This is a genomic window from Pantoea sp. F_5 (genome assembly GCF_008631595.1).
GTDB lineage: Bacteria > Pseudomonadota > Gammaproteobacteria > Enterobacterales > Enterobacteriaceae > Pantoea > Pantoea gossypiicola.
Map to the genome: position 1 here is coordinate 237,337 of NZ_VWUO01000005.1, position 13,037 is coordinate 250,373.

The 13,037-nt window shown below is 55.8% G+C and carries 12 protein-coding genes and 1 pseudogene; 8 read left to right on the forward strand and 5 right to left on the reverse strand.

Translation table 11 applies throughout. From position 1 onward, the window contains the following. Positions 1–471 precede the first annotated feature (471 nt). On the forward strand, positions 472–1,485 hold the full coding sequence (locus tag F3I44_RS09345; protein WP_150010979.1) for a glycosyltransferase family 32 protein: 1,014 nt from the start codon (positions 472–474) through the stop codon (positions 1,483–1,485). On the opposite strand, the gene F3I44_RS09350 is transcribed toward F3I44_RS09345, so the two are convergent. Continuing rightward, on the reverse strand, positions 1,462–2,379 hold the full coding sequence (locus tag F3I44_RS09350) for a LysR family transcriptional regulator (protein WP_150010981.1): 918 nt from the start codon (positions 2,377–2,379) through the stop codon (positions 1,462–1,464). The two genes, F3I44_RS09345 and F3I44_RS09350, sit on opposite strands and share 24 nt — an antisense overlap. A gap of 102 nt (positions 2,380–2,481) precedes the next feature. Between F3I44_RS09350 and F3I44_RS09355 the strand changes: the two genes are divergently transcribed. The 3 genes from F3I44_RS09355 to F3I44_RS23905 all read left to right on the forward strand — a co-directional run bounded on the left by F3I44_RS09355 (position 2,482) and on the right by F3I44_RS23905 (position 6,343). Continuing rightward, positions 2,482–2,871, forward strand: coding sequence for a tautomerase family protein (locus F3I44_RS09355; RefSeq protein WP_098051578.1), 390 nt, complete (start codon positions 2,482–2,484; stop codon positions 2,869–2,871). 205 nt (positions 2,872–3,076) lie between these two features. Beyond that, positions 3,077–5,368 (forward strand): phosphatidylglycerol--membrane-oligosaccharide glycerophosphotransferase, encoded by a 2,292-nt coding sequence (gene opgB, locus F3I44_RS09360; protein ID WP_150010983.1) that lies wholly within the window; start codon positions 3,077–3,079, stop codon positions 5,366–5,368. Positions 5,369–5,587: 219 nt separating this feature from the next. Then, entirely contained in the window at positions 5,588–6,343 is a 756-nt protein-coding gene (locus F3I44_RS23905) for a hypothetical protein (protein WP_223811660.1), read from the forward strand. A 13-nt stretch (positions 6,344–6,356) separates the two neighbouring features. Here the strand turns inward: F3I44_RS23905 and F3I44_RS09370 are convergent, their stop codons facing one another. Next, a complete protein-coding gene (locus F3I44_RS09370) occupies positions 6,357–7,070 on the reverse strand; it encodes a GNAT family N-acetyltransferase (RefSeq protein WP_150010985.1) in 714 nt (237 codons plus the stop codon). Between the two features lie 148 nt (positions 7,071–7,218). Continuing rightward, positions 7,219–8,304, reverse strand: coding sequence for a LacI family DNA-binding transcriptional regulator (locus F3I44_RS09375; protein WP_150019381.1), 1,086 nt, complete (start codon positions 8,302–8,304; stop codon positions 7,219–7,221). A gap of 193 nt (positions 8,305–8,497) precedes the next feature. Here F3I44_RS09375 and F3I44_RS09380 point away from each other — a divergent pair, with 193 nt between their 5' ends. The 4 genes from F3I44_RS09380 to F3I44_RS09395 are packed head-to-tail and all read left to right on the forward strand — an operon-like array spanning position 8,498 to position 12,054. Next, positions 8,498–9,310, forward strand: coding sequence for an ABC transporter substrate-binding protein (locus F3I44_RS09380; protein ID WP_150010989.1), 813 nt, complete (start codon positions 8,498–8,500; stop codon positions 9,308–9,310). A gap of 60 nt (positions 9,311–9,370) precedes the next feature. After that, positions 9,371–10,177, forward strand: a complete 807-nt coding sequence (locus F3I44_RS09385; RefSeq protein ID WP_150010991.1) for an amino acid ABC transporter permease — start codon at positions 9,371–9,373, stop codon at positions 10,175–10,177. Then, positions 10,170–10,922: an amino acid ABC transporter ATP-binding protein gene (locus F3I44_RS09390; protein WP_150010993.1), complete on the forward strand. Its 753-nt coding sequence runs from the start codon at positions 10,170–10,172 to the stop codon at positions 10,920–10,922. Before F3I44_RS09385 ends, F3I44_RS09390 begins: the two co-directional genes overlap by 8 nt. Before the next feature lie 19 nt (positions 10,923–10,941). Continuing rightward, complete coding sequence (locus F3I44_RS09395; RefSeq protein ID WP_150010995.1) at positions 10,942–12,054, forward strand: FAD-binding oxidoreductase; 1,113 nt, start codon at positions 10,942–10,944, stop codon at positions 12,052–12,054. Positions 12,055–12,099: 45 nt separating this feature from the next. Here the strand turns inward: F3I44_RS09395 and F3I44_RS09400 are convergent, their stop codons facing one another. Continuing rightward, positions 12,100–12,594: an RcnB family protein gene (locus F3I44_RS09400; RefSeq protein WP_150010997.1), complete on the reverse strand. Its 495-nt coding sequence runs from the start codon at positions 12,592–12,594 to the stop codon at positions 12,100–12,102. Positions 12,595–12,626: 32 nt separating this feature from the next. Further along, a pseudogene (locus tag F3I44_RS23910) lies at positions 12,627–12,884 on the reverse strand (hypothetical protein); the annotation flags it as partial. Positions 12,885–13,037 lie beyond the last annotated feature (153 nt).

Consider the following 13,037-nt stretch of genomic DNA (forward strand, 5'->3'; position numbering starts at 1 on the left):
GCGTAGACAATCCTCTTCGGGCTGTACGATTTCGCAAATTGTTGAGCCGGGCTTACGCTACACGTTAAGCGCAATATTCACTGATTCTGCGGTCCAGACCCTGAGAGAACCCAAAGGCTTAGCATACTATTCAGATATTCCTTAGTTATGCCTTCCGCCACAGTTAAATAACTGATTAACCCTGGCGATATTATTATTCCAATAAGGTGACCGGATTATTTCCGGATTATCCTAAAGTCAAAAAAAGACATAGCTAATGTGTAAATAATGTTTTATTAAAAAGGTGCAGTGCAATTAAAAAGCCGTGAGGAAACTATCGCGCGCTCCCGCACTGCGTCGCCACCAGGGAAAACTATTCATTAATTCCCGCACTCATCGGGATGAGCCATTATGCAATGCCGCCCGTTCGCGCCTCAGGCGCAACGGGCAGAGCCTGCACTATAGCGGCAAAATAAAAATAACAGGTGTACCATGACTTCACATCGCCAACGTCCAGCGCATAAAATCTGGCGTAACTGGAAAAGAATATCGTTCAGTAGCCAGATGTTATGGAATAAGAAACAGCAGGGCCTCTGCCAGGCACCGGAATATGATCCGGGACAGGAAGATAATGTCGTATTGATCGCTCAGCAGAAAGATCTGCCCGAGATTCCAAAGATTGTCTGGATGGTCTGGCATAACGATCAGCTACCGGCATCAATGGCGCTGAATATCAGTAAAATCCGGCGGGACAACCCCGATCACCAGGTTTATCTGGTTACGCAGCGCACCCTGTCGCAGTGGCTGCCCGAACTCAGCTTTATCTCTTCCGATCTGACGCTGGCACATAAAAGTGAAATCATCCGGCTTGAGCTGATTCACCGCTATGGCGGTATCGGCATCGACTGCAGCACCCTGTTGTTTGAGAATCTCGCCTGGGTGCATCGCGTTCATAAGGCACGGCCAATGGATCTCATCGGCTACTATCGCGAGCAATCAACGCTGAACCTGCTTGCGCCGGTCATCGAGAGCTGGTTCATTGCCGCACCGCCGCAAAATGCCTTTATTCGCGAATGGCTGAAACAGCTGGCACCGGTTAAAAACGTCGGTATCCGCAACTATTTCCATGAGCTGAAGAAGCGTGATGATTTTCCGCTGATTGTACAAAATGTAGATAATCCGTTACGTCAGCTTCTGTCGCTGGCGCAGCAGGTCGCGATGCGCGAATACCGGCGAGCCAATCTTTATCTGCGTAAAGGGGAAGCCAGCGCCTGGTACTATCAGCGCCTACATGCCGACAGCAGTACCGCCTTTGCGCAGTCGGTGATGTTTCAGCAGCGGCCAGAGACGCCACCACCGATTATCAAATTAACCGGCAACGAGCGACTGCATCTCGACTTCAATCTGCGGCTGGGTCTGTATAACCGCAGCAGCCTGATTGGCGAGATGATGCACACCCCATCACCTGCGCTGGCATTGCCATCAGCGGTCAAAGCGGGCGCGTAGCCAGTGCGTTAAGAGGGTGACCGCGCGGGGTACCTGCGCCGCCCAGGGTCGGACGATCCACAGGCGGGCGGCAAAGGCCTCAACCGGCAGCCACTCAGGTAACACCTGCTGCAACGAGCCCGCTGCCAGCGCTTCACGGGCGCTGAAGTCGGGAAGCATCGCGATTCCCAGTCCCTGCAGGGCGGCATCGCGTATCGACTCACTGTTATTGGTGGCAAAGCTGCCCTGAATCCTCACCTGCACCTCTTCGCCATCCGCTACGGTAACAAACCGCCAGCGCGGTGATTCAACACCACGCGGATAGTAAAGACAGTTATGCTGCCCCAGATCCTGCGGCGTGTTCGGTATACCCTGTTCATTAAGATAGGCGGGTGAGGCCACCAGCACTGTCTGCGTATCACACAGCGGCAGCGCCACATGGGTTTCCGGCAGCGTGTCACTGTGCCGGATGGCCAGATCAAACCCCTCGCTGCTCAGCGACACAATGCGGTCCGTCACATCCAGCTGCAGACGTACCTGCGGATAGTCACGCAGAAACTCACCAATAATCGGCACCAGCTGCTGCCGGGCAAACGCCACCGGCGCGGTAATACGCACCAGACCACGCACTGGCCCGGCGGTATCACGCACGCTGAAAAAACTCTGTTCGATGCGGGCAAAAGGCTCGCGCAACTCCTCCACCAGCTTCTCACCCGCCGATGTCAGTCGCACGCTGCGCGTGGTGCGCTGTACCAGCAGTACACCGGCTATCTGTTCCAGCTCTTTGATTTTCTGACTCATCGCAGCTTTGCTGACGTCCAGCCGCTCTGCCGCGCGGGTAAAGCTGCCCTGCTCAGCCAGTACGGTCAGCCAGTGAAGATGATCCCACAACGTATCCGTTTTCATCTCTTTCATAGCAATTGTTCATTATAGTGAATAATCATTTCAGGCTACGCGCTTTTTCCCGCCGGATAAAGAGGTCACCATAGGCTCATTAACCACGATGAGGAATTCACTATGCCACTGCTACAGTTCGATGTTATTCAGGGTCGTTCAGAATCAGAACTGCGTACACTACTGGATGCGGCGCACCGTGCCGTGCTGACAGCCTTTAACGTACCTGAGCGCGATCGTTATCAGATTGTTCAGGAAAACAAGCGTTATCAGATGGTGTTTCAGGATACCGGCCTGGGATTCAGCCGAAGCGATAATCTGGTGATGGTGCGGGTTTATACCAGCCCGCGCAGCCGTGAACAGAAGCAGCATTTTATGGCGGAGCTGGCGCGTGAGCTGCGTGAGCACTGTGGCGTGCAGGGCAATGATTTAATGATCAGCTTTATCACCAACGACAAAGGTGACTGGAGTTTTGCCGACGGCGAAGCGCAATACCTCACCGGCAAACTCTGAAAACGCCCTGACGCCTGCTCTGCTGACGGTGCGCCAGCCACCGTCACGTCTGCCCCCCTTCTGAACCAATCTGTTCTCCACCGCACAAATCGGGCCGGATATGTTGCAGCCGGATGACAGCCAATATAGATTGTCGAAAAACCATCCCCCGAAGATGGCCGGTTGCGTGAAGCCTCGTGCAACCCTGTAGAGAGAGGATTTACCGTTGTCCGAATGGGTCTCCGTCGTGCTGTTTCTGGCCGCTATTGCAATCTATTCCTGTAAAGCCGGGCGTAACAAATTCTGGTTTATTCTTGTTCTTATCCTGCTGGTGATTTTCGTTGTGCTGAACGCCACCCTGTATGCCAGCAACTATTTTACCGGGGACGGCATCAACGATGCGGTGCTCTATACCCTGACCAATAGCCTGACCGGCGCGGGTGTCAGTAAATATGTGGTGCCCGCGATTGGGCTGATAATCGTGCTGTTCCTGCTGTTCTGCCTGCTGTCGTGGATTCTGCGTCGGCGTAAGCGTCCGCATCACATGGGCTGGTCGCTGCTGGCGGCCGCCTGCGCGCTCGGCTCGGTGCAGACTACCCCGGCCTTTCGTCAGGTCGCGACGCTCATCGTGTCGCATACCCAGATGGCGGACTCTGACTTTGACAACTTCTATAAAGTGCCGCGTAATCGTATTGAACAGCCGCGCCTCAACGTGGTTTACATCTATGGTGAAAGCTTAGAGCGCACCTATTTCGACCCCATCGCCTTTCCTGGCCTGGCACCTGAGCTGAGCCGGCAGAAAGAGCAGAGTATCGACTTCAGCGAAACCGAACAGTTACCCGGCACCGATTACACCATTGCAGGCATGGTCGCCTCACAGTGCGGCATTCCGCTGTTTGCGCCGTTTGACGGTAATGCGTCGGCGTCGCTCTCCAGCTTCTATCCGCAAAACGTCTGTCTGGGCGACATCCTGAAAAACTCCGGCTACCAGAACTGGTTTATTCAGGGTGCCGATCTGCGTTTTGCCGGTAAAGATGTCTTCCTGAAATCGCACGGTTTCGACCCCGAAAATCTTTATGGTTCGCAGGAGCTGAAAAGCCGCGTTGCCGATCCTGCTTACCGCAATAACTGGGGTTATTACGACGATACGGTGCTGGATGAAGTCTTTGAGAAGTATCAGGAACTCTCCCAGGCCGGTAAGCCTTTTGCGCTGTTTACACTGACCGTCGATACGCATCACCCGGACGGGTTTATCTCACGCAGTTGCGATCGCAGGAGCTACAGCATTGACGGCAAACCGAATCAGTCTTTCAGTGCGGTCGCCTGCTCGCAGGAACATGTAGCCCGCCTGATTGCGCGCATCAAAGCGTCGCCGTGGTTTAAAAATACCGTGATTGTGGTGAGCTCTGATCATCTGGCAATGAACAATACGGCGCATCCGTGGCTGATCAAACAACCGCGTCGTAATCTGTTCATGGTGATCCGCGGTGATAAACCGCAGGCGGAACTGATGGAGGCGAAGCGCAGCACGCTGGATAATGGCGCGACGCTGCTGGATATTCTCGGCGGCGATAACGCGATTGGCCTGGGCCGCAGCAGCCTTTCTTCTCTTTCACTCTCCACCCAGTTCGACGATATGAAGAGTAAGGTGGCGAGCTGGAAACCCGACATTATTCAGCTCTGGAATTTCCCGAAGAAGATAGACAACTTCACGGTGGATCAGGCGAAGAATACCTTCAGCTTCTCAGGCACCACCTTTAAACTGCCGATTCTGTTCCGCATCAGCGATAAGCATGTTGAGCCGATGCCGGAAGGGGAATATTCGGCCCCACTGCGCTATCAGCTGGCAGATTTCGCCTCAGCCGATAAATTTCTCTGGGTGGATCGCTGTTTCAAAATGGCACGACTCTGGCAGCCTTCGCTGGCCCTCTCAGGCGATCTCTGTGTGGCGACGGGGCAGCTCGGCGGCACGCCAACAGTGACGCATGTCGACAAACCGCAGTGGAAAGGCAAAGTGCAGTTCCCGGACGGCACAATCAGTAATGCACGTTACGAGCAGAACCTGGCGCAGATCCGCATTGAAGATAACAACATTCGCTATAGTGCTGACAGCTTCCGGCTCGACGTGCCTGGCGCGCCAGAAACGGTTAAAAGCTTTAGCGGCATCTCACGGCCAGAGAGCTGGGGGCGCTGGTCAAACGCCAATCTCGCGCCAGAAGTGCATATCGATTATGTTGATGCGCTCCCGGCTAAGTTTGATCTGGTTATTACCGCACGCGCTTATGGCCCCAACGCACACCGCGCGATCCCGGTTCGGGTCGGCGATCAGCAGCAACTGCTGTCGCTGGGTGAAGAAATATCGACGCATATCCTGCATTTCGACAACCCAAACGCCAGCCATCAGCTGGTCATTGCGCCACCTGAACCGCAGCTGAGTAACACCGGCAATATTACCGGTCAGGATCCGCGCAAACTCGGCATCGGTATGGTTGAAATTAAAATCGTACCACAGCCATAACGCCCGCTTTTTCTCATTCCGCCTCTGCGATAATCCGCAGAGGCACCTCATCCTGTCATCGGCTTTCTGTTGCGGGCCAGCCCGCACTTCGCTGTACGTTACCTGTTGTACTAATTGATATTTTTCGCCATAGCGCGCAAAATATAACCGACTAAGTGGTAATGCGCTTTTTGCCTGTCATGATGCGGTTATCGCTGGAGTACACAGGGAGGTGTCGTGATGACAAGCACAACAATGAGTACCCATAAAGCCTTTAAAGCGCTGCAACAGGCAGGGATCGACGATCAGCAAGCGGAGGCGATGGTGGAGGTGTTTACCGATATGCAGCAAAGGCAGCCAGGCGCACAGGTCGGGAGGCAACTCGGTCAGATTCAGACCAAAGCCAATCATATTGACGTCCGGATCGGCCAGCTTCAGACAAAAGCTGAACAGACCGACGAGCGGCTCGGTAAACTTACGATAAAAGTCGACCAGATTGACGACCGACTTGGCAAACTTACGACCAAAGTCGACCAGATTGACGATCGGCTCGGCAAGCTTACGACGAAAGTCGACCAGATGGACGATCGACTCGGCAAGCTTACGACGAAAGTCGACCAGATTGACGATCGGCTCGGCAAGCTTACGACGAAAGTAGATCAGACCGACGAACGGCTCGGGCATCTCACCATAAAAGTTAATCAGATCGACGAACGGCTCGGGCATCTCACCATAAAAGTTAATCAGATCGACGAGCGGCTTGGTCATGTTGAAAGAAAAACCGACAAGCTGGCCATCCGTTTTAATCACCTGGAAATCAAAGTGGATAAGATGGAAGTGATGCTCAGTGAAATGAATTTCCGATTAACGGGCGCTGTCGAGAGCCTGAGAAATGACGTTGTGACCCTGACCACCGATATGCGCTGGATCAAACGGTTGTCTATCCTCATGACCACCACCCTGCTGGCGGCGGTCCTGAAAGATATTCTACTGTGATCCCACTGCCCGGTCAGGGTCTGTCGCGCAGTGCTTCAAGCTTCTCGCGCTGCTGACCCTCAGCGGTAAAGTTTTCCTCTGCCAGCCAGCGCTGCAGGCCCTTTTTTACCTGCGGCCATTCGCTGTCGATAATCGAAAACCAGCTGGTGTCACGCGAACGCCCTTTGTAGACGATTGCCTGACGGAATTCACCTTCATACCGGAAGCCCAGCCGTGCCGCAGCCTTACGCGACGGGGCATTACAGCTGTCGCATTTCCATTCATAGCGGCGATAACCCAGCGTCTCAAACGCGTAACGCATCAGCAGAAAATGCGCTTCCGTTGCCATGCGGGTCTGCTTCAGCCTTGGTGAAAAAGCAACGTGTCCGACTTCCACCACCCCATGTTCAGGCTGAATGCGCATTAACGACAGACTGCCCACCGCCTGCTCCGTGACGATATCGATCACCGCAAAGTGCAGCGGGTCACGACTGCCTTCCATCTGGCTGAAATAATCCTGCCACGCCTGCCGGTCATCAAACGGCCCCATAAACATGTAAGTCCAGTCGCGTCCATCCTCAGCCAGCCCCCAGGCCTCAGACAGTGCATCACCATGCCGTGCTGCACTGAACGGCTCCAGCCGACACGACTCGCCAGTGAAAACCTGATGCTGGGGCAAAGGACGGGATTGCCAGTCTGGTAAAGAGTGGCCGACCGGCTGTTCGAATTGATTCAGGTGTGGTGACATATCGCCTCCCGGCTGCAGATGATATCTGCAGATTGCCACTATCATGGTGGGTTAAAAAGTACCAAACCTGGAAAATTCAGAGATCCATTGCCTGCAAACGCATCTGTAAAACCATGTAGAGCTTACCTGACTGGCCCGGTTAAGCCTGTTATGTCGCGCGGACAAGGTTGGCCGGTGCAGCTATCGACTGGCGGATCATCAGACGGGCATCAAAGCGCGGCATCGGCCCGACGGCTTCGCCGCGTATCTCCGCAATCAGGCGTCGTGCCGCTTCCCGGCCCATCTCATACACCGGTTGAGCCACTACCGTCAGCGGCGGTGTGACAATCTCACTCCACGGAAAATTGTCATACATCACAAAGGAGAGATCGGCAGGGATGCGCAGTCCGCGCTGCGTGACTTCCCGCAGCAGCCACATCGCGACTACGCTGTCAGAGGCTACCAGCGCCGTAGGCGGCTGCGGACGCTGCCACAGCTCAGCCACAATACGGGCAATCTCCGCTTCATCCAGCGCGTTCACTTTCACCAGCGTTGGATCAAACTCCACGCCCGCGGCAGCAAAGGCCTGCATCATGCCGCCAACGCGCTGGGCAACCGGCGTCAGGCCAAAATCGCCCGGCGTGCTGTAGTCGGTTGCCAGCGCCATGCTGGTGACATAGGCGATATGACGATGACCTGCCTCCAGCAACCGGGCGGTCGCCTCTTCAGCGACGTCAGTGAATTCGCAACAGATCGCTTCCACATTAAGGTCAGTCACTGCGCGATCAAATAATTTCAGCGCTCTGCCCTCTTCCAGTACCTGCGTCAGATGGCTGTTGTCCTGGTGCTCTGAACAGCATGGCGCAACGATAATGCCGTCGACCCGCTTTTCCAGCATCACCCGCACGGCATCCTGCTCAGCCTGCAGTTTCTCATCGCTGTTACTGAGCAGCAGATGGTAACCCGCCGTGCGTGCCACATCGGCCATCCCGCGCAGCGCAAGGCCAAAGTGAGGATTTTCGATATCGCCGACAATCACCCCGATGGTATTGGAACGCCCGGTATTCATGCTGCGGGCCAGGGCATTCGGACGGTAGCCCAGCGCAGAGGCCGCGCTGGTGACCCGCTCCTGCACCTCATCACTGACTGCCCCATAACCGCCCAGCGCACGCGCCGCCTGAGCTTTTGAGACGTTTGCTGCACGTGCCACATCCGCCACGGTCGGCGCTTTCGATTGTCGTTTCTGACTCGTCATAATTATTTTGAATCACAGGTTGATGACAGGAATATTGACGCCGAAAAAAGGCTATGCTTAAACTCATTGTAACCCCTTGAGACCGGTCTCACAATGCCCACGTCTTAAGGTGCCACCTGCGTTGAGACCGGTCTCAATTATAATTGCTGGCTCAACTGTCTCTGATGTTTAAACCTGCAAAAACGGATGAGCTATGAAATCGCAAACCACTCTGGGCAAACTGCTCGGCACCACGCTCGCACTCTGTTCACTTTCGTTCTGTACGCTGGCTGCCAGCGATAATAATCCTTATGGGCTGATCGAACCGGGTCAGCTACGGGTCGCCAGCGTCGGCGACTCCAAACCTTACACCTTCACGGATGCCAGCGGTCAGTTCACCGGCTTTGACGTTGAGTTCTTCCGGGATGTCGCCCACCGTATCGGGATCGATAAGGTCGATTTTATTGGTCAGGACTTCCCGGCGATCATGCCGGCCGTGGCTAACGGTCAGTATGATGCGGCGGTGGCGGCTATCGGCATCACGCCTGCGCGGGAAAAAACGGTCGATTTTTCGACGGGTTATCTGGCGGGATTTCTCACCGTTCTCACCCGTTCTGACAGCGGCGTAAAGGATGTCGCCAGCCTGGCGAAACACCGGCTCGGCGTCGTTCAGGGCACGCTGCAGGAGAGCTATGCCGTCGAACACTTCCCCCAGACCGATCTGGTGCGCTTCCCGGATAACAATAGCGCCGTCTCCGCGCTCAACAACGGCACGCTCGACGCCATCTTCCTGGACTACGAGGCGGCAAAAAGCTACGCCGAACGCTTTAAGCTGGTCTCTGCCGCCGACATCCCGTCGTTTGATGCACCAGCTGGCATTGCCATCGCCAAAGGCAAACCCGCCTTTAAGGCCGCGCTGGACGGTGCCATCAAAGCTGCGATGCAGGATGGCACCTGGAAACGACTTTACGAGAAGTGGTTCCCCGGATCGCCGATGCCAAAACAGTATCTGCCTGGCGGGCAGTAAAACGCGGACGTTCGCGTCCTGAGTTAACCGGGGGAACCCCCGCCCTGCATGGAGACGGCGATGGACTTGTTCACGATCCTTTCCCGCACGTTCTTTGATTTTCCATCAATGATGGAAGTACTGCCGCAGATGCTGACCACCGGGCTGGTCAATACGGTGATTATCTCGCTGGCGGCCACGCTGCTCGGCACGCTATTAGGACTTCTGCTGGCGTTGATGGGCATCTCACCCTCACGCTGGCTGCGTCTGCCTGCCCGGCTCTATACCGATCTGTTCCGCGGTCTGCCATCAATTCTGACCATTCTGCTGATTGGTCAGGGCCTGGCGCGCTTCAGCTATCAGCTGTTCGGTCCTACACCCTATCCGCTGGGGATCTTCGCCCTCAGCCTGATCGCCAGCGCCTACATGGGCGAGATTTTCCGCGCCGGTATTCAGAGTGTTGAACGCGGCCAGATGGAGGCTTGCCGGGCGCTGGGGATGAGTTATGGTCGGGCAATGCGGCTGGTGGTGATCCCGCAGGGGATCCGCCGCGTGCTGCCCGCCATCGTTAACCAGTTCATCGCCATCATCAAAGACTCATCGCTGGTCTACCTGCTGGGCCTGATGACCCAGCAGCGGGAGCTGTTTCGCGTGGGTCAGGATGCGGCGGTGCTCACCGGCAACCTCTCACCCCTGATGCTGGCCGGGCTGTTCTATCTGATCATCACGGTGCCGCTGACACACATGGTCAACTATGTCGATGTGCGCTATCGCACCGGTCGCCGTCGTCTGACGGCACCGAAAAGCGGCTTAAAAGAGGTGGATGAAGTCAGAGCGCCCGGCGTTTCACTGGTCACGCAACCCCGAATCGGAGGCACCCATGAATAACCTGAACGGCGCGAGCTGGCACGGTGCCAGTCTGGAGCTGCGCGATCTGACGCTGGCCTATGGCCCGATTGAGGTGCTGCGTAACGTCTCGCTGCGGGTCGCGCCTGGCAGCACGACCTGCATTATCGGGCCATCCGGCTCGGGTAAATCGACGCTTTTGCGCGGCATCAACCGGCTGCATGAGCCACAGTCCGGGGATGTCCTGCTGGCTGACCGATCGGTGCTGCACGACAAGCCCGATGCGCTGCGGCTGCGGATTGGCATGGTGTTTCAGCATTTCAATCTCTTCCCCGACCACAGCGCGCTGGAGAACGTGGCGCTGGCCCCGTGGCGGGTTAAAGGCTTGCCTAAAGCGCAGGCGATGGCGATTGCGCGTCAGCGGCTGGAAGAGGTGGGTCTGGGACAGCGCGCCGATCATCGGCCACGCGATCTCTCCGGCGGTCAGCAGCAGCGCGTCGCGATTGCCCGCGCGCTGGCGATGGATCCCGAAGTCATGCTGTTTGACGAGGCAACCTCCGCGCTCGATCCCGAACTGGTGAAAGGTGTCCTGACGCTGATGGCGGATCTCTGCCGTCGCGGCATGACAATGGTTGTAGTGACCCATGAAATGGGTTTTGCACGCAAAGTGGCAGATCAGGTGGTGTTTATGGACGAAGGCGAGATTGTTGAAGCCGGACCGCCGGGTGCCGTTTTTGATGCACCGCAGTCGCCACGACTGCAACGTTTTCTCTCTGAAGTGCTGTAACTGAGCAAGGAACCTGATAATGGCGTTAAAAACTGAATTGAAAGTGGTGGTACTGGGCGGTGGCGTCATCGGTGTTTCGACGGCGCTGGAGCTGACCAAACGCGGTGCGGCGGTGACGCTGGTGACCGAAGCTGCGCTCTGTTCCGGCGCATCGGGACGTTCATTGTCGTGGCTCAACTCAGCGGGTGAGCGCTCCCTGCCCTACCATGCACTGCGCATGGCAGGCATTGATCGCTATCGCACCCTGTTTGCTCAACATCCTGACCTCGACTGGCTACGTTTTGATGGCGGGGTCTGCTGGTTTAAAGACGATGCAGCCGGAACCCAGGCGCGGCATGCCTATGAGAAAGCCCACGGTTACGACTCACAGCTCATGACTGCAGATAATGTGGCGCAGGCGGATGCGGCCATCGATTCCGGCGCGCTGCCGTCGCAGGCGATATTTAATCCCGGTGAAGGCTGGGTCAGCCTGCCACATCTCACAGAGTATCTGGTAAATCAGTTTCGGGCGCGCGGGGGTGAAGTGATAGAACATGCGGGTAAAGCCAGCGTACTCACCGATCAGGGCCGTGCCTGTGGCATCCACAGTGAACAGGGCGAGTTGCGGGCAGATGCGGTGGTGGTCGCCTGTGGCCCCTGGACACCGGATGTGGTAGCACCTCTCGGCGTGACGATCCCCAACGGATCGCCGGTCTCCATGCTGGTCATCACGGAACCGGGCAGCCATAAGTTGAAAGCGGTGCTGAACACGCCCCGCGCCGCCATCCGGCCTAACCCCGGTAACCGTTATGCGCTGGATCATGACTGGTATGAAGAGGATATCCAGCCGCTGGCCGGAGGTGATTACCATATTGATGAGCAAGTCGTGGCAAAGCTGGCAGAAGAAGCGAGCAAGCTATTACGAGGTGACGAGCCGCTCAGCGTTCAGAGCTGGAAAATTGGCCTGAAGCCGATTCCGGGCGATGGCGATCCGGTGCTGGGACAACTGCAAAAGGTGCCGGGGTGTTATGTGGCGTTCACGCATTCGGGCGCAACGCTGGCGCTGATTGTCGGGGAATTACTGGCGGAGGAGATCGTAAGCGGTGAGAAGCATCCGATGCTGGCAAGCTTTAGTGCAGAGCGTTTCGGCTAAAAAAAGCCGGTCATCACGACCGGCTGATTTTATTTAGCCACGGCATTAGCCGCGGAAGAAGATATCTCCCGATTTACCCATGACGATTTTACCGGTGTCATTGGTAATCAGAATATAGTTAGCGTTGATATACGCCCAGTGGGTATTTTCCTGCGGGGCAGGCAGATTGCGCTTTTGCCACTCAGTGATGGTGAAGGTTTTATCGGTGTACTTCTCTGGCACGATGTCACCGATTTTGTACTGTTTATAGTCGATGATGATGGTGCTGAGCTCGTAATCAGGGCGCGCACCATTGACCGTTGACGGCGTGTTTGGTGTGGTCGGCGTAATACCATCATTAGACTGTGAACTGGTCGGTGCCTGGTTTTGCGCCGCACCGGCATCCGGCGTAGCGTTCTGAGCATCAGGATTAGCGGGCTGGATCTGCGGCGGTGGCGGAACGGTATCCGTTGCTTCGCCAGCAGCCTGTACAGCGGGGATCAGGCTCAGCGAGCCAACCAGTAATCCCATTGATAAAAGTACACGTTGAGTCCTGCGCATAATGATTTCCACGTTGAATTTTGACAGTCAGGCTAAAGTTTATCGTACTTCAGTTCCGTTGTGCTGATGCTATGTGCTGGAAAAACAGCGCTGTTCACTTTACTGCACACAGGCCAGGTAACGGACCAGACCACTTTATCCTGAGTTGCCAGATCGACCAACAACGCAATGCCTGAATTGTTGCTCCGGTTAAAGCCGCTCTGCAGCACCAAAATCGCATTGCCGTTTCATTTGTCATAGCCGATAAAACTGGTGTAGCCACCGATATAGCCCTCCAGCGCGGAGATCTGCGAGAGGGTGACACCACTCGCCAGCAGGCAGATTAAATCCCATTGTTAATCTGCTCATCCACTGGCCGATAGCGGCGATCCGTGTGAAACAGCCAGCCAAAGCTATGCTGCAGGAAACGCTGTTTTCCTTCTGTCAGTCATTTATTGAACGCG

Excerpts from the sequence above, each read along its gene's own strand:
- F3I44_RS09390 (WP_150010993.1), top strand. The coding sequence starts at position 10,170 with ATGAATAACCTGAACGGCGCGAGCTGGCACGGTGCCAGTCTGGAGCTG.
- F3I44_RS09385 (WP_150010991.1), top strand. The coding sequence starts at position 9,371 with ATGGACTTGTTCACGATCCTTTCCCGCACGTTCTTTGATTTTCCATCA.
- F3I44_RS09350 (WP_150010981.1), bottom strand. The coding sequence starts at position 2,379 with ATGAAAGAGATGAAAACGGATACGTTGTGGGATCATCTTCACTGGCTG.
- F3I44_RS09345 (WP_150010979.1), top strand. The coding sequence starts at position 472 with ATGACTTCACATCGCCAACGTCCAGCGCATAAAATCTGGCGTAACTGG.
- F3I44_RS09375 (WP_150019381.1), bottom strand. The coding sequence starts at position 8,304 with ATGACGAGTCAGAAACGACAATCGAAAGCGCCGACCGTGGCGGATGTG.
- F3I44_RS09370 (WP_150010985.1), bottom strand. The coding sequence starts at position 7,070 with ATGTCACCACACCTGAATCAATTCGAACAGCCGGTCGGCCACTCTTTA.
- F3I44_RS09380 (WP_150010989.1), top strand. The coding sequence starts at position 8,498 with ATGAAATCGCAAACCACTCTGGGCAAACTGCTCGGCACCACGCTCGCA.
- F3I44_RS23905 (WP_223811660.1), top strand. The coding sequence starts at position 5,588 with ATGACAAGCACAACAATGAGTACCCATAAAGCCTTTAAAGCGCTGCAA.
- F3I44_RS09395 (WP_150010995.1), top strand. The coding sequence starts at position 10,942 with ATGGCGTTAAAAACTGAATTGAAAGTGGTGGTACTGGGCGGTGGCGTC.
- F3I44_RS09400 (WP_150010997.1), bottom strand. The coding sequence starts at position 12,594 with ATGCGCAGGACTCAACGTGTACTTTTATCAATGGGATTACTGGTTGGC.
- F3I44_RS09355 (WP_098051578.1), top strand. The coding sequence starts at position 2,482 with ATGCCACTGCTACAGTTCGATGTTATTCAGGGTCGTTCAGAATCAGAA.